Origin of the sequence: Acinetobacter sp. YH01020 (assembly GCF_013420275.1) — a bacterium.
Classification (GTDB): domain Bacteria; phylum Pseudomonadota; class Gammaproteobacteria; order Pseudomonadales; family Moraxellaceae; genus Acinetobacter; species Acinetobacter amyesii.
Genome location: NZ_VOYN01000036.1, coordinates 1 through 18,708, shown reverse-complemented (window position 1 = coordinate 18,708; position 18,708 = coordinate 1). Strand labels below are relative to the sequence as shown.

Below are 18,708 nucleotides of genomic sequence, written 5' to 3'. Positions count from 1 at the left end.
TCAATATTAAGCCAATTAAAATGGCAGTGAAATAGAGTGCGTCTGCAACTACCGATAGAATGTGAAATGATGAATTGAGCCATGAACTGAGGCTAAAAATGCACAATAGAAAAATCAATAAAAAACCCGCCAGCTGCAGAAAATTGCTGAACAGGCGGGGCATCGATATGTGTGAAAACATCAGGCGGCGTGGATGTAAGTGCAGAATCTGCTGTGTGTAGTTATATAAGCCCACAATCGTCTTTTGCTGATTTTTCTCTATATAAATGGCGCTGATCTGATCTGCAGGTTGGTAATGTACAGCGCAGAAATTACCACTGAACAGCTGGCTTTGAATGAAGCATTGAAAATATGTACTTTCGATGGGTTTTTGCAGTCCCCAACTCAATTCAGATGGTTGTCTAGAATGAATATAAATTTTGCCTTGAATACAATGGTACTTTGCCATCTATGGGGTTTCGCTAGATTTTTATGTTATGCGTTGACTATCTCATAAATATTGCTAATTAAAAGGCACAGGCTGAAGAAGCTTGTGCTTGAGGTTTTTATTTGGATTGTCGCTGACTCAGCTTTAGAGATGAAAAGGTATATAGGTATAGACTAAGCCGTAAGTCAGTGCCGCAGTCAGTGTAGCAGGGACAATTTTTTTAAACTTGAAATACAAGCCTGCAAGCACAGCAAATCCAACTAACATGGCAAAGCTTTTATTTGGAGTTTCAAGCAGCGGCGGTAAGGTTGCAACCACCAACATTGAACTAATTGCGGCAATACCAATCGAGCCCAAAGCGATTTTGAGCCATAAAGAACCACGCTGCTGTGAACCTTGCTGAAATTTCTGAATTACAAAAAATGGCCCAAACCGTGATGCAAAATTCGCAATCCCGACCAAGATCCCGACCAGGATAATTTCTAGATTCATGATGCTTCACCCATATGTTCAGGATCAGGTTTTTTTAAGACATAATGTTTGAATAAACCGGCAAAAATACCAGAAGAAATACCGATAAAAATCGCAGCAGACAAGTCGATAAAGTAGCAGGCAATCGCAGAAACAATAATTGTAACCGTGACCACAAATGTATGTTTTTTCTCAAATGCGGCAAGTAAAAAGCTTAAAAACAATGCAGGCAGCAGGAAGTCGAGTGCGGCTTGTAAAAATTGTGGAAGGTTGCTGACTTGATCGGCAAATAAACCGCCTAAAAATGAGCCTGTTGCCCATGACAGCCAACTAAATAAGCTGAGTCCTAACATCCAAGATTCTGACCATTCTTGACGACGTTGCGACAGTTTAATCATACCTGATGCAAAAACTTCGTCGGTTAAACCCCAAGCCCAAACTGCCGTTTTCTTTAAATTGAGTCGGTCTTGAATCAGGTTTTGTAAAGCAGGACCGTAGAGCAAATGGCGTATATCGAGAGCAATCACAGTGAGTGCAGTCATCCAAATGGATGTTCCACTTCCCAGTAAAGCAACGACGAGAAACTGACTGGCACCTGCATACATAGAGCAAGATAAAAATAAGGCTTCCCACGCAGTGAAACCAAATTGAGTCGCAGAAACCCCAAATGCAAAAGAAACAGGAAGATAGGTAAAGATAATGGCTTGACTATCTTTAGCACCTTGCCAAAAACCCGCAGGCTGAACTGTAGGAAGTTTGTGCTCAGACACGACACACCTTTGAAAGAGTTGAACAACAGGTCAAATGATGATTGAGTATTGTACGCGAATTCACTAGCATAGTGCCGAATATGTTTGCTGAAATGAGCTGGATATGCAGAGGTTAAAGATGCGTGGGATACTGATTGTTTCATTATTGAGCAGCACGGTGTTGTTGCAGGCCTGTGGTAATGATGGAGCTGAACAAGCTCAAGTCGAAATTAAAGCAGCACCCAAATTAACCAATGATGCAACGGAGTATGCTGCCAAAGCTTGGGCGTTTATCAATGAAGCGGATCCGATTGTTTATGCAAAACAAGTCGATCAGATGGAAGAGAAAGTTCGTGTTCCAGCACGTAAATTGAGTACCGAATGGCGTATCAATGTCAAAATGACCGATTCTGTGACTGAAGGTAAATATGCACTGTGTCGTAAGGCTTTGACAAGTTTGGAAATTTGGGCACGTGAAAGTATTGATCAGAGTTCGACTGTTGCACAAAAGCAAGCAGATTATGAGCGTGATAAAAATCAATGCAAAGGTGCGATTGAAAACCCTGAACTCGGAAATACCGATCCGAAAAAAGTAGGCATTTAACCCGATCAAAGCAGTGAAGTTTCACTGCTTTTTTTTGGGAAAATATCAAAAAACAAGAATAAATCTATAATAGATGATTGATAATTTCTCCTAAAAGTATCGCTATTTCATATAAAAAATAAATCAGACTGCTGTCTTTGCGTTGAGCTTAGTTTCAAATTTGCATGTTTATTTTTTGAATTTAAATAGATAAAGCATTGATAATGAATTGTAAAAATATCTTTTGAGAAGAATTTATTGTTAAAAACTCCCCATTTTAGAACGCTAGTCGTCTGTCCTTCTCTTTAATTAATATCTTTAAAATATTAATAATACGAAGTATAGATAATGTGATAAAAAATTAAAATTATCAGTATTTGATAAAATATGTAAAAATAACTGCGTAAAAGATGAAGTATGTAAATTAAATTAAAGACGTTGAATAGGTGATTAAGATGAAAAAAACATTAATGATGTTATCGGTTTTGGCTGTTTTGACTACAGCAGTCAATGTACAAGCAGCGACTGAAGATAAATCAGAAGCATCAACTCAAGAAGTTGCAGCATGTACAAATGGTTTTGACAGTGTAAATGTTTGCCAATTATTGTCTTGATCAAAATTCGATAAAGCGAAGTGCTACAAATAAAAGCAAAATAACTATAAAGAATCATTCTGGTGCAATTAAATGCACTTATTTAAATCACAAATGTCAGACATCATGCACAGGAAGTGCATGAGCAATCTGATGTAACTGCGCTAGATCTAAAATTTCAATTTGTTTAAACGCAACACGAAGCACCTGCATTTTTTCCAACTGCTGAAGCTCCTGATTGACTGATTGTCTTGAGCAATTCATCAGTTGCGCAAGTTGTTCCTGTGAGATGTGTATGGTGTGTTGCTCAATTTCCAAATGATTTCCATATCCATTTAAAATAAACAGCAGACGCTGTGCGAGACGTTGACTTAAACTTTGCGTTTGTAAGGCAATGAGTTCCATAAAGGCATAGCGAAGTTTTTGACTGGTGAGCTGGGCAATATGAAACCAAAACTCAGGATGTTGTTGTAATAATTGCTGAATTGCTTGAGCCGGTAAGTGTAATAAGGTGGATTTTTTGATACAGATGGCATCGTGAGAGCGTGGTAATTGGTCAACCAAGGATATTTCGCCAAACCACATAATTGGCTCAGCAATGGCGGCAATAGCTTCTTTGCCATGAATATCAATATAGCCTAAGCGAACTGCGCCATCTAAGACTGCATACATACCATTAAAACGCTGTCCTGATAAAAAAACACGTGCGTATTTTTCGAAAGTTAAAGTCAGGGCATGGCGGCAGATAAAGTCTTGGAAGGAAAGATTTAAGCCTGAATACCACACATTTTTATTGAGTTGATGCACATATTGAGCGTCCAGCACAGCATATCCTTATTTTATGGTCCAACTTGTCTATTAGATGACAACTTTATTGATGCATTTTTTATATAGTGAAATGAGTGAATGAACAAGGAGTAAGTTAATGAGCAAACTTGAAAGACTGTTAAGCCAATATGCAGCATATCATTTAGATCGAAAAAATGTGCTGACGCATTTTGTGGGTATTCCGCTTATTGTATTTTCGATTATGTGTCTAACCGCACGAGCAGGGCTAATGATTTCAGGTTTTGAACTGACCCTTGCATTGTTGTTGATTATTGCCAGTGTCATTTATTACCTGAGTTTAGATAAAATTTTCGGTTTGATTATGCTTTTGGTGTTTGCCGTCACATATCCCTTAGCCTTAATGATCGCAAAAATGAGCCTTATGTCATGGTTGATCTGGAGTGTGGGGATCTTTGTTGTGGGTTGGATCATCCAATTTATCGGTCATTATTATGAAAAGAAAAAGCCTGCGTTTATGGATGATGTTATTGGCTTGGCAATAGGGCCTTTATTTGTTCTAGCTGAGTTTGTGTTTCTACTCGGCTTTCGTAAAGAGCTTGAACAACGCATGTTGACAGAAGGAAGAAGACAGCGTGCAGAGATGGATGCAAAAGCATTACATATTGCTCACCCATAAATGAGTTGAATAAAAAAGCCGGATAATTCCGGCTTTTTTTGTGCTATGTGTTAATTCTCAACTGTTTAGGATTTCACAGCAGCTTTATGTTGTTCCGCTGCGACCTTTTGTGCAGCGATTTTTGCTTTTGCGTCAGTATTTGCAGCTTTGGCAGCATGGGCTGAAGTTTTAGCTTCTGATTTTGCTTGTGTTGCAAGATGCTGTGCTTGAGCTGCATCATGTTTTGCTAATTTTTGATTATGTTTCACTTTACTCTGAGCCAATTGGCTGGCTTGTTTTGCATCGTGTCGAGCGACTTTTGCATCATGCTGCGCAACTTGTGCTGCATGTGTAGCAGTACGTTCCTGATGTTTTGTATCTTTAGCAATGGAAACACAAGTACCACCTTTATGGTTTGCACCTGTACCACCTGTAAGTGTGGTGCCTTGTGGACATGCAAACGCAGTTGCACTAAGCATTGTAAAGATACCTGCTGTTAGAATTGTGCTGATTTTTTTCATTGCTATTGTTCTATGAAAATAGGCATTAGTGCCTATGAATAAATTTATAGCAGAACGGTAGAGATTTAAGTCGTTGCACTGTGGTGACTCGGCAACCAAATCATGTATTCGTGTCGATATAATTTTGTTTTTAAGCAGGTTTTAAGTTTTTAAATATGCTTATTTTTTGGCTTGGGCTTTTGCCTGAAATTAAAAAGCCAGCAAATTGCTGGCTTTTTATGGGTGCTCTTATACGTTAAAACGGAAGTGTAAAACATCGCCATCTTGAACGATGTATGTTTTACCTTCTAAACGCCATTTACCTGCTTCTTTAGCGCCAGCTTCACCGTTGTATTGAACGAAGTCGTTGTAGGCAACACATTCAGCACGAATAAAGCCTTTTTCGAAGTCAGTGTGAATCACACCTGCAGCTTGAGGTGCAGTTGCACCAATTTTCACTGTCCAAGCACGAACTTCTTGTACACCAGCTGTAAAGTAAGTTTGAAGGCCAAGTAAGCCATAACCTGCACGAATAACCACGTTTAGACCAGGTTCTTCCATGCCTAAAGCTTCAAGGAATTCAGCTCGGTCTTCATCTTCAAGTAATGAAATTTCTGCTTCGATTTGGTTGCAAAGTGGAACCACAATCGCATTTTCTTCAGCAGCTAATTTTTGTACTGCTTCTAAGTGAGGGTTATTTTCGAAACCATCTTCTGCAACGTTGGCAATATACATGGTTGGTTTAAGGGTTAAGAAGCCATAACCACGCACCAATTTACGTTCATCTTCATCAAGGTCAGCTGCACGCGCAGGTTTACCTTCATCCAGTAAAGGTAAGATTTTGTCTAAAACAGCTTTGGTCGCAATCGCTTCTTTATCGCCACCTTTTGCAGATTTTGCTAGACGTGTAATTGCTTTAGAAACAGCTTCTAAGTCAGCAAGTGCAAGTTCAGTGTTGATTGTTGCGATATCGTCAAGTGGATCAATTTTGCCATTTACGTGAATGACATTCTCGTCTTCAAAACAACGTACAACATGTGCAATAGCATCAGTTTCACGAATGTTGGCTAAGAATTGGTTACCAAGGCCTTCACCTTTAGATGCACCAGCAACGAGACCTGCGATATCCACAAATTCCATCGTGGTTGGGACAACACGTTGTGGGTTTACAATTTCAGCAAGTTTATCCATACGTGGGTCAGGTACAGGTACAATCCCAGTATTTGGCTCAATTGTACAGAATGGGAAGTTTTCAGCAGCAATCGCAGCTTTGGTTAATGCGTTGAAAAGCGTTGATTTACCAACGTTCGGCAGGCCGACAATACCACAGTTAAAACCCATGAAATAACTCACAAAGTATTATAAAAAAATTGTGGATGATTTTACATGAAAGCCATAATAAAGTCAGGTGATATGGGCAGGAGAATGTATATCTTATTGAATCGCGCAGAGATAGAGATGAATTCACGTCTGAATAATGCTTGAGTTGCACTACAGATGCAGAATAGGTGCAAAAATGACATTGTGTTTCAATAACACAGTGACTAAAGTATCCCTATAAAATTACTGGGTTTTATAAACTACAGTTACAACAAAAACTTGGAGCATTTATGCGAACTCTCTACCAGTTTCCACTCTCACATTTTTGTGAAAAGGCGCGCTGGTTACTCGATCATAAAGAGTTGGATTATGTGGCTCATAATTTAATGCCGGGTGTACATCGTGCATTTGCACAGCTTAAAACAGGGCAAAACAAATTACCGATTTTACGTGATCAAGATCATTGGGTTGCAGATTCAACTCAAATCGCCTTTTACTTGGATGCGACCTACCCCGAACATAGTCTGATCCGTCCAGATGTCAAACTGCGTGAAGACGCTTTAGAAATTAATGAACTCTCCATTGAGTTAGGGCAACATGTGCGCCGTTGGGGGTTGGCACATGTATTAAATGAAAGTGAAGAATCACTTGATATTTTAATTGGTGAAAAGGGCTATTTACGTCAGTTTGAAAAATATTCCAAGCCCATTATAAAGGCACTGGTTTCTAAAGGTTATCAATTAGATACGGATAAGGTTGCGGCTTCACGTGAGCGATTGGACGAAATTGTGGTTGATTTAAATCAACGTCTGATCGAACAAGGTGGGCGTTATTTTGTAGGCGACCGATTAGGTTTGGCTGATATAGCGGTGTGTTCAATGTTGGCGCCGATATTAGAGATTGTCGGAACGCCGTGGGAAAAAGAGCATGGTGAAACTTTGTCAGAAGAGTTTAAAGCTTACAAAGCCTATTTGAGCGATTTGCCTTTAGGTCAATATGTACAACGTATATACCAAACAGAACGGAATGCACGGGTAGATTGGCGTGGTGTATAAGCCCTTTAAATGAAAACTTTGCGTCATGCTACTTTAAAAAAGCGCGCCTAATGGCGCGCTTTTTTTTATAAGACTTTCAATCCTTAAATATAGCTTTGTTGTTGAATATCCATAATATTCAACACTGGACTGATACTATCAGCTTGTAAAGTATTCAGCGGCATAACCGGGTAAAAGATATTTCCTATAGCATCTTTAATACTTGGGATGATGGTGGAGATATCAAAATCACCTTGAGCAGAACCTAAATTTTCCAATAGGTCATTAATATTTGGTATTTGCCCCGTGAGGTTTTCAGTCAATTGGTTGAACTGATCCGAGATAGAACCCAGATCAATTTTTTCAGGAGCAAGATTGCCAAGTAAATCGCCAAGATTTGGAATGGTCAGTTGATCTAGGAACTGAGTCGCTTCACCATTGCTGTCCATCAGAGCAATGACTGGTTTCAATGAATCAATCACTTGATTTAAATCAGTTGAAAGCGTCAGTAAGGATGGATTGTTGACCACATCCAAAATGGTGCTCACGCTATTTAATACATCATAAATCGCTTTGACGGTTTGAGCCTGATCCGTATCGATGACATCGCTTTTTGCCAGTAAATCTAACAGCGGATTAAGTCCTTTGATCACCCCTGAAATGGTCTCAGGGATATTGCCTTGGTTGGCTGATGAAATGGCGGTCACTAGATTGGTCACACTTCCAATCACAGTCGGTAAAGCATGGCTCAACTGTTCCATATCAATAGTTGAGTTATCTTTATTGATTGAGGCTAATAAAGGTAGGAGGGCACTCGTTGCACCTTGTGCAATTTGCCCAAAGTCAATGTTTCCAGAAGACGAGCTCCCAATCATCTGAATAATGGGTTGCGCATATTCTAAAACTTGACTGAGTGTATTGATAATTTGCGTTGAATCCGTTGACCCTGTTGCACTTCCAAGCATAGCGAGCAGTGGTTTGATGGCATTTACAGCGCTGCTGATATTGTCAGGAAGATTGCCTTGATTATTGGTGCTACTCAGTAAACTTTGCAAGCTGTTGACAATGGTAGGTAAGGATTGAACCAACTGATTCATCTCTGTTGAGCCAGCGTTGCCACCTAAGTTTTGTAGGAGTGGTTGCAGAGTTGTCATCAATGTCTTGAGTGCATCCGAATTTGAACCGTTATTGGATGTAAGACTTTGAATCGTGCTAATCACTTGGGGAAGCGATTTAGTCAGTGCGCTAAAATCAAAAGACTTTGTGCCACCTAAATTACCTAATAATCCTGTCAGCGTATCCGTGATGTTGGTTGTAGGTTTAAGCGGGCTAAGTAGGTTGCTGACCGTGCTGCTAATTGTACTGAGCTGTAGGGATGGACTTAGTACAGAACTTAATTTTGAGCTGAGTGAACTCAGTGATTTAATTGCCATGTTTATTCTTCCGTTTTTGTTTTTTTGTATATTTATGAACCGCCGCTATTTTTTAATGTAATTACCAAACCAAGTAAATAAGTGAAAAAAAAGAAATGTGACATAGAGCGCACATTGAAAAATAAAGTAAAAATAAAAAATTGAAAAATATAAATAAAATATCTTTCCCTTTTATCTGAAATTGATTTATTCAGATCAATGGAATGCATCGAGAAGCTTTATTGGTAGGTTGTCTAAAGACGTCATTTAGAATATAAAAACTAAACTTTGATGAAAAAACATTCATTTAATCGTTGAATTAATGCAAATTATTATGTTCATAATGCGTATGAGCTTTATTATTTTTAATAAATCATGCTATACATGAGAAAACTTGCACATAAATGCTGATTTTAAAATTTAAAATAACATTGAAAATGACAACAGGCGTTTGATGAATTGGGATCATCAGCACTGTTTTCAAAAATGGCTGGAGTAGACTGATGGAACTAGACCGTTTTGATAAACAAATTTTAGAAATTTTGACCCATGAAGATGTCAATTTAAATGAACTGTCAGAGCGGGTGAATTTATCGGTCAGTTCAGTTCATCGACGGATCAAACAATTGATTGATCACAATATTATCAGTGGTCTTAAACGTGAAATTAATTATCAAAAATTGGGCTTTAGTTTGCATGTGTTGCTGCAGGTGTCATTAAGCAAACACGATACAGATACCTTTGCTAAATTTTTAGAAGAATTAGAAAGTATTCCAGAAGTCATTAATGCATTTTTAGTGACAGGGCAGTCTGCCGATTTTATTGTAGAAGTCGTTGCACGAGATATGGAAAACTATAGTGAAATTTTACTCAAGCGCATTGGTAAAATTGAACATGTGGTCGCATTACATTCGAGCTTTGTAATTAAACAATATAATGTCTTTAACTGTAATGGTTTGTTAAATAAGGTTTAAATGTAGCTCTCAAAATAGACTCAAACAGTTGAAAGTTTGGTATTAAAAAACGCACCGAAGGGTGCGTTTTATACATCACTCGATTGAATTATAGAGCTTCTAACTCAGCCATCACTTCATCGGTGAATTCAACGTTGGTATATACGTTTTGAACGTCGTCAAGATCTTCAAACATATCAATCATTTTGATGATTTTTTTCGCTTGTTCGATATCTGAAATTAACGCTTTAGTTGAAGGGTTCATGACTACTTCGGCGTTATCAGATTTTAAACCTGCTGCTGCAAGTGCATCTTGAACTTCACCGAAAGTTTCTGGTGTGGTGATAACTAAAATTTCATCTTCGTCCACTTCGATGTCTTCAGCACCTGCTTCTAAAGCGATGTCCATGATTTGATCTTCTAAAGAAACATCTTCAAAAGTAATCTCACCACGTTTGGTAAACATATAAGCCACTGAACCTGCAGTACCTAAATTACCATCAGTTTTCGAGAAGCAATGACGAACGTCAGGAACAGTACGGTTCAAGTTATCCGTCATTGTTTCAATGATGACTGCAACACCACCAACGCCATAACCTTCGTAAGTGACTTCTTTTAGATCAGCATTTTCTTCACCGCCTACACCACGTTGGATTGCACGGTTAATGGTGTCACGTGTCATGTTTGCAACTAATGCTTTTTCAACAACAGCACGTAAACGTGGGTTAGACGCTACATCACCGCCGCCTAAACGTGCAGCTGTCACGATTTCACGGATAAATTTTGTGAATACTTTAGCGCGGCTCGCATCTTGTTTTGCTTTACGATGCTTAGTATTAGCCCACTTGGAATGACCCGCCATGCGAAATATGCTCCTTGTAGATTGGCCTTATGCCTATCAAATTGAGCAAATTCTACCATAATGGCTTTTTTGTGTGAAAGTACTGGATTTCAGGAATTGAGTAGTTGAAAAAAAAATATCCAAATTTGAGAAAATAATGCGAAATGTCTAAACGCCCGTACTGTAATTTTTCTTATGATGAGAATCGGGCTAAAAGGGTGAGCTCTATCTTGATATAACAGGAAGATATAAATGTACAATGCATGGAGCACGTGACATTTATATCTTTAAATACGTAGTTCGTTAAAACGTGAATGGCGCTTAGTCTTTATTTTTAGGTTCTGGGATCACGATGTCTAAACCTACTTTATCTTTATAGAGTTGCTTAATTAAAGCTAAATCGTGATCGAGCTCAGTCGGGTAAATCTTACCGAAAATACCACCTTGTTTGGTTTTTGAATTGGCATACATTAATACAATCGGCACACCTGCTGCTTTAGCAATATACCAAAAGCCTGTACGAATTGGTTTTCGTGTTTCACCACGTACTGCACGGGTCGCTTCTGGAGCAATGACTAAATTAAATTTTTCGCTAGCTTCAAAATGCTCAACCATTTGAGTCACGATGTCTTTATTGGCTTTACGGTCTACAGGAATACCGCCAATCGCTTCAAGAACAGGTTTAAATGGACCTTTAAAGAGTTCTTTTTTAATCAGCGTGTGAATTTTGATGTCGTAAATTTGGCAAAGGGCCAGTGAAAGAACAGCATCCATCATTGAGGTGTGTTCAAAGCCGACGATCACTTGTTTATTTTCTAAAACATCAGGTTCTACGTGGTATTTCCAGCCTGCCAATTTAAATGCAGATTCGCCAATAAACTTTTTCAACATAGTCGGTGGTACGGTGATTTTAAAAAGGTGTAATTTCTGCTTGTTTGGATCATCAGTCAAGAGGATTTAAGTGAGCTTTGATCTGAATTATGCATATATTTCAAATCGGAATAAGAAGGGGGGATTGAAGAATTATACTTTTTAGCAATAAATCGGTTAAATTTTATATAGCAAAGCTATCATCATAGATAAAAATACTCTTAAAAATTTGCTAAATATGGCTAGGCACCGTCAGAAATTCTTATTAGACTTTTGTCGTAGGTTAAAATTTTTAACCTGTTGGTCTTAACTCGTTTTCTAACGGAGAACTCAAGCATGATTTATTTAACTGCTGTGTTATTCGCTGTTGCTATGTTTGCTTTGATTGTTATTTGGTCAATTGTTGAGTTTTATTTGGACTTAAGAAAGCCTGAACAGGTTGAGTCTTAATATTTGTGCTTTTAAAGTGTGAAATATATAGTATTTCTAAATGTCATGAATCAAAAAACATTTGCTTATAATGAATAAAATAATACCTTTTAAGTATAACAAATCGTGACTTTATTTAAGGGTATCTAGAACTTAAGCTTTTAAATTTTTCTTGAATGTATTTCTTTATAACCTACTTCTCGTATTAACCAATCGTAGCTTACTCAAGTTGACTTGAAGTTTTGTACGTATCTATATGTTATCTGCCATATCTTTTAAAGGCTTAGACAAACTTTACTTAGCTTTTAACATTAAAAAACCCCTCACGATTAATGCACGTAAGGGGTTGTTTTATATGGTGGGCCCACACGGACGACTACAAATTTTCATCTTATTGATTATGAAAGTTTATTTATACTGATCAGTGTTGAGGATACAAATTAGGATACATGGTTTTGATTGTTGTTTTTATGACCAGTATTGTTCTGTTTGTATAAAATTCAACCTGTGCGAGCTAGGCATATCTGCTTGTGATATTTGTAATTTTTATAATTTGGGCCTATTAGGCTTACTTGTTGTCCTTATTTAATACAATTCTACTATGAGGGGATTACACCGCCAAAGAGATAGCATCAAAGCAGTTTATTCAGCTTCGTCTGATTGAGTTACTAAAACGTATCGGTGCTGATGCAAGTTACCAAATCGATAGCTGTACGGTCGATAGCCTACAGCTGTTGAAAAAAATTGTTGAAACAGGTGTAGGAAAACTCCGTCTTCATGTTTACCTATTTGACGGCTCATATCACGACTTTAAGATATGAGGTAATATTACTGTCCGCATAACTCTAGCTGCGTAATGAGAGATTATTTTGGCAACGATAGACTTCAATCAAATTCGATCTACACCTAAGAGTAAAAATGATAGCTTTGAATCGCTCGCGATTCAACTTTTTAAAGCACATTGTAAATCACCACAAGGTTCTTCGTTCTTTAGTTTGCGCGGCGATGGCGGTGACGGGGGGGTAGAAGCTTATTACAAAACCCCCACAGGAGATATTCTAGGAATTCAAGCAAAATACTTTTTTAAGCTTGGAAATAGTGAATTTGGCCAGATCAAAAAATCATTAACCACTGCATTAAAAAACCATCCAACATTATCTGAATACTGGATTTACATACCATTTGATCTAACAGGCAAAGCCGCAGAAGGAAAAAGAGGAAAAAGTGAAGTTGAAAAGTTTGAAGAATGGTGCGATGACATCAAAACTCAAAAACCGAATCTTCATATAAAACTGGTTACGGCTGAAGTATCTAGACAGCAGATATTAGAAATAGACAAAAGTGGTGGTTTTGTAGCCTACTGGTTTAACGAAAACACATTAACATCTCAGAAGATACAAAACTGTATTGATTCAGCAGCGGCCTTCGCTGGTCCAAGGTATTGCAGTGATTTAGATATAATTACCGAAGCCCATGATGCTTTAGATTCATTTGGGGAGATTTATGATTTTAAGCAGTGGCTAGTTAATATTTGGAAACCATTAAAACTCAGTTTCAGGACAAAAGCTCAATATTCAGAAAAGGTATTTTCTCAGACACCTGAAAGCGAGAGAGTGCAAGCGATACAGCTACTAAAAGTACTTTTAGATAAAATTTCTAGTAAGCAGAACATTATTGATCAAACAGTTATTTGCTCAACTTTAGATATCATAAGTTCACTTAAGCCGCTCTGTGAAAATGCTGTAAAACAGCAAGAGAAAAAGTTTTTTGCAGAACACGGTGAAGGTAGTGATACGCCTTCATTTAGACAATTCCAGGCTGAATATATGTGTGTATTCCCTGCTGAGAACCTAGATGCCTCAAGGGAATTACTTGCTTCGATAATAGATATTGAAATTTGTCTCATCAGCCCTCTGATTCAGTCCTGCCACGCTCGATCTTTCCTACTAACTGGTCCGGCAGGTGCAGGCAAGACACATTCTATCGTAAGTTTTGCGAAGAGAAGGCTCGACAAAGGCGCTCATACTCTGGTGCTATTTGGGGAAGATTTTGATAACGCGGAACCTTGGGATGTAGTAAGAAGCAAACTAGGCTTTGGAGCCGATGTTGGTCGAGACAAATTACTATCTTGTCTTCAAGCAAGTGCTCAAGCCAATAACTATTGTTTTGTTATTGCTATCGATGCGTTAAACGAAGGAGCAAAGGCAAGAAAGTGGAAAAACAAACTGCCAGAAATAATCCAACAACTAAATGAATATCCTCGTATCAAGATTGTTGTGTCTAGTCGCGATATATATACCAATTTAGTTGTTGATGAACGATTTCCTGGCTATGCATATAGTCATATTGGATTCACTAGGAATTTTCACGATGTCCTCTCCTCATTCTCTCAACGCTACAATGTTGAAAGTGAGATAACACCTATTTTTACAGATGAGTTACGAAACCCATTACTTCTACATTTAGTCTTCAAAACTCACAAGTCGGAGGACTCTTGTTCTCTTGACGTATCGACTAGCGGCTTCTCAACCATTTTTTCTAAACACCTCAAGCAAATCGATGACTCATTGAGAGAGCGATTAGACTACGTTAGTCCTAAAAATATCGTTAGAGCGGTAATGAGTAAATTGTCTGATGTTCTAGCGCATTCAGAAACCCAAACTATAAATTGGGAATATGCCGTAAATACAATTAAACCTATTCTAGGAAATGAGCTAAATCCAGAAAGATTTATTGATGAGTTAGTTAAAGAGCAGCTGCTGATTTTATCATCAACTGGCGATGAAGATTTCCTTATTAGGTTTGGTTATCAGCGGTTTGGAGATATGCTGCGCGCATCTTCAATAGTTCAATCCTATCAAGAAACTGGCAATAGTGATCTATCAATCCTTGCAGAAAAGCTGGCGATTTTAACAGATATTGAGAGAGGTGTCTTAGAAGCTCTTGCAAGCATTCTCCCTGAAGAGATCGATATCGAAATTACTGACAACCGCTTGGGTTTAGACAAGGATTTAGCACATAGTCTTTTTGTGAAGTCGCTAACTTGGCGTTCAAAGCAAAGTGTTACACCTGCCATTGAAGAACATATGTTTGGGGCTTTAAGAACTGGCGGGTTATGGCAGGCTGTTTTTGAAAGCCTATTCCAGCTATCTATAGTTCCAAGTCATTACCTTAACGCAGAAAGTTGGTTCAAAGATTTTCAATGGCGACAAGATTCTCCATCAAGAGATACCTACCTTTCTGTTGCCTTATCAGAGTCATATAATAAGAAAGGTGCAATTTATTTTCTAATTGAGGCATTGGAGAAAATAGATGAAACCAATTGGCCCAAAGAAAGTTATAAATTAGCATCCTCGGCTTTACTTTGGTGTTGTTCCGCTACGGATAGGCGAGTCAGAGATCAAGCAACAAGATGCCTTGGCTTGCTTTTTAAAAAATACCCCGTGATATGCTTGCATGCAGTAAACACGTTTGCTGGGTGTGACGATGACTACATACTTGAAAGCCTTATTCAGGCCATGTATACGTCCTGCTTGCTTTCACCTGAGTCAGCTGAAAAATTTGTACAGCCATTAAATAAATATATTAGATTAAATGGTGGTTCAAATAATATTTTAATTCGCGAGCATTCTCAACTATTGAGACAGGAGCTTGTGAACCTAGGTGTTGAAGAATACAGAATATCAAATCAATATGTAACTCCTTCCATGCCATTAACATGGCCTGTTATAAGTGATGTGCAGACCTTACTTGCACTGGAAAAGTTGCCCTCAAACATGCGCCTATGGGGTGATCAATTAGGTCCTGACTTTTGGCGCTATATAGTTGAACCAAGACTTAGAGCCTTTGATCTACAATCACAAAACATAACTCATGAGAATATTGCCTGCTGGATTATGAGAGAAGCCGAATATATCGGCTATCCCGGATATAGTAATGGATCCCTCAAGCATGATTTGGCAACTCTTTACAAATATGGAAGGGGAAGAGCAAAGCCCGGCTATGCGGAAACCATCGGCAAGAAATGTTATTGGGTTGCTTTTCACCGATTGATAGGTGTGTTGGCTGCCAATTTAGCAACGGCCCAATCTCGTTGGGAGCCACAATTAAGCTCCGATAGATTCTGGTCGTTAGAACTTAGGAAGGTTGATATATCAGACATTAGAGATTTATCACCAAAGAAAAAATACCCTCTTGGAAGCCTAATAATACAAGAGCTCGAGCTGCCAGAAAATAATGTTAACTATTGGTTGAAGACTGATGATTATTTCGTTGCAAACAAGGTACTTATTTTGAGTGATGAAAGCAGTACGGCGTGGATTAACTTGAGTTTTTATTCAGAGGCTCACGCTAAGAAAGATGAGGACGACGTCTCGTTCGACGCTGAAAGCTTTCTTTGTATATCTAGTTATCGCGGCTATTTTGTTGACCCTAACAACACTGAAGCATTCGAACTCGACAATTATAGTAATGACCACTGCTACCGTGTCTACGTAGCGGAGTACCCTAGAAGCCCAGCTTTCAAACAATGTGTCGCTGAACAAGATACGACGATTTCAGATGATCAGCTAATATTCTCTAGCATTCGACTATTAAGAGGTGGGGAGTGGGAGTACGATTACTCAAGTAATGTTGAACAAAGCTCTATTAATATGCCTTGTCCTGATTTAATTGAGAAAATGAACCTTCGCTGGGATCAAGGCAGTGGATGGCTCGATGAGAATCAAGACTTGGCTGCGTTTAGTCATAATATTGATAGAAACTTTTCGTTGTTTATTAGAAAAGACATCTTAGACAGTTACCTATCTAAGTTTGGTAAATCTCTGGTATTTTCTCGTTTTGGTAGAAAACAGTTCAGTCGGGGTTTCGGCGACGATGCAAGATTAATGGAAGTCACTAGTAGGTATATTTACATGCCAAGCGATTGCTCTTTAAAACGCATTAGCGAAGAGGTCGAGTACTTGGGTTTTGAGTTTAGCGAATAAACAGAGTAAAGTTTCTAAGAAATAGCTTTAATGCCACACTACAAAAGGCTTTGCAGAAAAATTCCAGACTCTGGATGTGGAGGTATCAAACGAATAAGAAAATTATAATGGGACATTTGTTGCATAGTTGTTGCAATTCTCGGAACGATTGTTCCAAGAACGGGTCGCAATATGAGAATACGTCGAGTTTATCTAAACTAAGGTCGTTTTAATAGCTGAGTACTGTCCAAGTAATCTAAGAATTTCTGTCCAAATGATGATAAGAGTATCTGTCCAATTTCATAAGAATATGCAGTGAATCACTGACATTATTAATTGTGAGCTGAACTGCTCGTATTTGTAGGATTGCAGTATCTATACGAATATGAAATTTACGCAATTGATGAAGATGTTCAGGTTGATATTACTTGCATTTCAATAATCACAGTTAAGAAATTAGCGTTATAAAATTTGATAAAATTAATTATGAAAAATGAGAAAAATTAAATAGCCAATTGGTTGATATTTAATTTATTGGATATTAATAATTTTTAATTTAAGAAATCCAATAATTTAGGGGTGTTTTTGATTTTTTTAAAATTATATTATATATTGTTGTTGGCTTGTATTTTATTGAATATGAGTGTTAAAGATAAATTTTACTAGTTTTTAATTGGATGTTTGAAAGTATTTTTTTTTAATGGAATATTGTGAGTGCAATATTCCATTAAATTTGGGGGTTTTAATTGATATGGATTGTATGATATTGACTAGTAATCACTCATGGAAGATGGGATGCTTTCAAATAATTTTTGTTTAATTTCATGTTTGTTAATTCGATTTTTTCTTTCTTTTAATAATCTATCAAGCCAGATAAGAAAGGCTTCGTGATTATTATAGCAAGTATTTACATTTAAAAAACCACTCAGCTCTGAGCCATTTTTAATGTTTAATTCAGATATTAATGAATATCCGATATTTTTTGTTTCTTGACATATATAAAGTTCAAAATTCATATCTAATAATACGCTTATGTGAAAATATTATCTTAATTATTCTCTTAAAATTTTGCAGCGTGTCGACATTGCAAGTGTTCAAAAAAAGCACGGAAGACAATAAAAAGGTATTTTTTGATTTTTTAAAGAGTGGTGTTTAAAAAATAAACAAGACTACCGTTACTCACCGGGAAGGATTTAAATTTTTTTTTGTTATGTCATAAATTGTGTGAAAAATAATCAGTGTTACGTCATACTTCGTATAAAATGCAGCCTTTGTTACGTCATAAAGTGGCTGTATTTTGATCGGTGTTACGTCATAAATTTTGAATTTCTGTTTAATTGTTTTTAATTGTTTTATTTTGGAGGCTTTAATTGTTGATTTTTTAATGAACTTTATTCTGTGGTTTATTTATTTTTCTATTCAAATATAATTTATTTTGTAGATTTTTATTTTATTGAATGTTGATTGTTTTGTTGTTTGGTTTTTATGAGTTTAAATTTATGTTAATTTTGTTTATAGTGTTGAGTTGATAGTGTTTGTTTTTTTATTGTGGTTTTATTTGATGTTGTGTGGTTTGATGGTGTTTTGGATTTTTAAGAATTAAACTTCAATTATGCTGTGATTGTTTTTGAGTAATATTTTATTTTTGGATGTTGATTTATTTATATTTGAATAATTATTTTAATTTAAGATGTGAGTTTTTGTGTTGAAAAAATTTTATTTAAAATAATTGTATGGTGGTGAATTTTTTTTGGCATGATTTGATTTTTATTTTCTTAAAGGGCTTTGTTGCACAAACCTATCTGTAAAGGCTTTTTCAGCGATATAATTTTCAAATGAAGAAGCCTACACACAAAATCTATCACACAACCAATTGGCCCGCATATAACCGAGCACTCATGAGTCGCGGAAATATTGCCATTTGGTTTGATCCTGCTACGCAATGGTATGCTCCATCAAAAGGCAAACAAGGGCGAAATCAAACCTACTCTGACGCAGCTATCCAATGCTGCTTAATGATTAAATCCTTATTCCGTCTATCTTTACGTATGGTCACTGGCTTTGTGCAAAGTCTGATTAAACTTTGTGGATTAAATTGGACCGCACCAGATTACAGTA

17 protein-coding genes and 1 pseudogene are annotated in these 18,708 nt (G+C 37.2%); 7 read left to right on the top strand and 11 right to left on the bottom strand.

The genetic code is table 11. The features are described from left to right. Positions 1-571: 571 nt before the first annotated feature. Both ygaH and FTT85_RS13040 read right to left on the bottom strand, forming a co-directional pair. Entirely contained in the window at positions 572-919 is a 348-nt protein-coding gene (ygaH, locus tag FTT85_RS13045) for an L-valine transporter subunit YgaH (protein WP_078189050.1), read from the bottom strand. Beyond that, a complete protein-coding gene (locus FTT85_RS13040) occupies positions 916-1,668 on the bottom strand; it encodes an AzlC family ABC transporter permease (protein WP_078194362.1) in 753 nt (250 codons plus the stop codon). Before FTT85_RS13040 ends, ygaH begins: the two co-directional genes overlap by 4 nt. A 103-nt stretch (positions 1,669-1,771) precedes the next feature. Between FTT85_RS13040 and FTT85_RS13035 the strand changes: the two genes are divergently transcribed. After that, positions 1,772-2,251 (top strand): hypothetical protein, encoded by a 480-nt coding sequence (locus FTT85_RS13035; RefSeq protein ID WP_078194361.1) that lies wholly within the window; start codon positions 1,772-1,774, stop codon positions 2,249-2,251. 434 nt (positions 2,252-2,685) lie between these two features. After that, positions 2,686-2,844: a hypothetical protein gene (locus FTT85_RS13030; protein WP_180133541.1), complete on the top strand. Its 159-nt coding sequence runs from the start codon at positions 2,686-2,688 to the stop codon at positions 2,842-2,844. Between the two features lie 96 nt (positions 2,845-2,940). On the opposite strand, the gene FTT85_RS13025 is transcribed toward FTT85_RS13030, so the two are convergent. Next, the gene (locus FTT85_RS13025; RefSeq protein WP_180022558.1) at positions 2,941-3,648 is read right to left on the bottom strand and encodes a Crp/Fnr family transcriptional regulator; all 708 of its coding nucleotides are present in this window, start codon (positions 3,646-3,648) and stop codon (positions 2,941-2,943) included. A gap of 100 nt (positions 3,649-3,748) precedes the next feature. Here FTT85_RS13025 and FTT85_RS13020 point away from each other — a divergent pair, with 100 nt between their 5' ends. Next, a complete protein-coding gene (locus tag FTT85_RS13020; RefSeq protein WP_180106665.1) occupies positions 3,749-4,288 on the top strand; it encodes a DUF962 domain-containing protein in 540 nt (179 codons plus the stop codon). 65 nt (positions 4,289-4,353) lie between these two features. Here the strand turns inward: FTT85_RS13020 and FTT85_RS13015 are convergent, their stop codons facing one another. Both FTT85_RS13015 and ychF read right to left on the bottom strand, forming a co-directional pair. Further along, positions 4,354-4,788, bottom strand: a complete 435-nt coding sequence (locus tag FTT85_RS13015) for a hypothetical protein (protein ID WP_257222248.1) — start codon at positions 4,786-4,788, stop codon at positions 4,354-4,356. Positions 4,789-5,016: 228 nt separating this feature from the next. Then, positions 5,017-6,108, bottom strand: coding sequence for a redox-regulated ATPase YchF (gene ychF / locus FTT85_RS13010; RefSeq protein ID WP_078189045.1), 1,092 nt, complete (start codon positions 6,106-6,108; stop codon positions 5,017-5,019). Positions 6,109-6,377: 269 nt separating this feature from the next. Between ychF and FTT85_RS13005 the strand changes: the two genes are divergently transcribed. After that, the gene (locus FTT85_RS13005) at positions 6,378-7,142 is read left to right on the top strand and encodes a glutathione S-transferase family protein (RefSeq protein WP_180012150.1); all 765 of its coding nucleotides are present in this window, start codon (positions 6,378-6,380) and stop codon (positions 7,140-7,142) included. A gap of 83 nt (positions 7,143-7,225) precedes the next feature. Here FTT85_RS13005 and FTT85_RS13000 read toward each other — a convergent pair whose 3' ends face one another. Then, entirely contained in the window at positions 7,226-8,554 is a 1,329-nt protein-coding gene (locus FTT85_RS13000; protein WP_180183727.1) for a hypothetical protein, read from the bottom strand. Between the two features lie 482 nt (positions 8,555-9,036). On the opposite strand from FTT85_RS13000, the gene FTT85_RS12995 reads away from it, so the two are divergent. After that, entirely contained in the window at positions 9,037-9,507 is a 471-nt protein-coding gene (locus tag FTT85_RS12995; RefSeq protein WP_067763303.1) for an Lrp/AsnC family transcriptional regulator, read from the top strand. Between the two features lie 88 nt (positions 9,508-9,595). Here FTT85_RS12995 and FTT85_RS12990 read toward each other — a convergent pair whose 3' ends face one another. From FTT85_RS12990 to FTT85_RS18575, 3 genes are all read right to left on the bottom strand, one after another. Further along, on the bottom strand, positions 9,596-10,348 hold the full coding sequence (locus FTT85_RS12990; protein ID WP_168379639.1) for a YebC/PmpR family DNA-binding transcriptional regulator: 753 nt from the start codon (positions 10,346-10,348) through the stop codon (positions 9,596-9,598). A 300-nt stretch (positions 10,349-10,648) separates the two neighbouring features. Continuing rightward, complete coding sequence (locus FTT85_RS12985; RefSeq protein WP_078194352.1) at positions 10,649-11,218, bottom strand: 1-acyl-sn-glycerol-3-phosphate acyltransferase; 570 nt, start codon at positions 11,216-11,218, stop codon at positions 10,649-10,651. A gap of 1,050 nt (positions 11,219-12,268) precedes the next feature. Further along, entirely contained in the window at positions 12,269-12,427 is a 159-nt protein-coding gene (locus FTT85_RS18575; protein ID WP_180041573.1) for a hypothetical protein, read from the bottom strand. Between the two features lie 68 nt (positions 12,428-12,495). Between FTT85_RS18575 and FTT85_RS12980 the strand changes: the two genes are divergently transcribed. Continuing rightward, a complete protein-coding gene (locus FTT85_RS12980; protein ID WP_180183726.1) occupies positions 12,496-16,611 on the top strand; it encodes an ATP-binding protein in 4,116 nt (1,371 codons plus the stop codon). A 295-nt stretch (positions 16,612-16,906) separates the two neighbouring features. On the opposite strand, the pseudogene FTT85_RS18750 reads toward FTT85_RS12980, so the two are convergent. Both FTT85_RS18750 and FTT85_RS12975 read right to left on the bottom strand, forming a co-directional pair. Beyond that, positions 16,907-17,014 (bottom strand): annotated as a pseudogene (locus FTT85_RS18750) (IS5/IS1182 family transposase); the annotation flags it as partial. A 346-nt stretch (positions 17,015-17,360) separates the two neighbouring features. Next, the gene (locus FTT85_RS12975; RefSeq protein WP_180041571.1) at positions 17,361-17,606 is read right to left on the bottom strand and encodes a hypothetical protein; all 246 of its coding nucleotides are present in this window, start codon (positions 17,604-17,606) and stop codon (positions 17,361-17,363) included. Between the two features lie 819 nt (positions 17,607-18,425). Between FTT85_RS12975 and FTT85_RS12970 the strand changes: the two genes are divergently transcribed. Next, a partial coding sequence (locus FTT85_RS12970) for a transposase (RefSeq protein ID WP_180183725.1) occupies positions 18,426-18,708 on the top strand: 283 nt, incomplete at its 3' end.

Bases quoted from the DNA above. Each gene is read 5' to 3' on its own strand.
- ygaH (WP_078189050.1), bottom strand. From the start codon at position 919: ATGAATCTAGAAATTATCCTGGTCGGGATCTTGGTCGGGATTGCGAAT.
- FTT85_RS13035 (WP_078194361.1), top strand. From the start codon at position 1,772: ATGCAGAGGTTAAAGATGCGTGGGATACTGATTGTTTCATTATTGAGC.
- FTT85_RS13030 (WP_180133541.1), top strand. From the start codon at position 2,686: ATGAAAAAAACATTAATGATGTTATCGGTTTTGGCTGTTTTGACTACA.
- FTT85_RS13020 (WP_180106665.1), top strand. From the start codon at position 3,749: ATGAGCAAACTTGAAAGACTGTTAAGCCAATATGCAGCATATCATTTA.
- FTT85_RS13015 (WP_257222248.1), bottom strand. From the start codon at position 4,788: ATGAAAAAAATCAGCACAATTCTAACAGCAGGTATCTTTACAATGCTT.
- ychF (WP_078189045.1), bottom strand. From the start codon at position 6,108: ATGGGTTTTAACTGTGGTATTGTCGGCCTGCCGAACGTTGGTAAATCA.
- FTT85_RS13005 (WP_180012150.1), top strand. From the start codon at position 6,378: ATGCGAACTCTCTACCAGTTTCCACTCTCACATTTTTGTGAAAAGGCG.
- FTT85_RS13000 (WP_180183727.1), bottom strand. From the start codon at position 8,554: ATGGCAATTAAATCACTGAGTTCACTCAGCTCAAAATTAAGTTCTGTA.
- FTT85_RS12995 (WP_067763303.1), top strand. From the start codon at position 9,037: ATGGAACTAGACCGTTTTGATAAACAAATTTTAGAAATTTTGACCCAT.
- FTT85_RS12990 (WP_168379639.1), bottom strand. From the start codon at position 10,348: ATGGCGGGTCATTCCAAGTGGGCTAATACTAAGCATCGTAAAGCAAAA.
- FTT85_RS12985 (WP_078194352.1), bottom strand. From the start codon at position 11,218: ATGTTGAAAAAGTTTATTGGCGAATCTGCATTTAAATTGGCAGGCTGG.
- FTT85_RS18575 (WP_180041573.1), bottom strand. From the start codon at position 12,427: ATGAGCCGTCAAATAGGTAAACATGAAGACGGAGTTTTCCTACACCTG.
- FTT85_RS12975 (WP_180041571.1), bottom strand. From the start codon at position 17,606: ATGAATTTTGAACTTTATATATGTCAAGAAACAAAAAATATCGGATAT.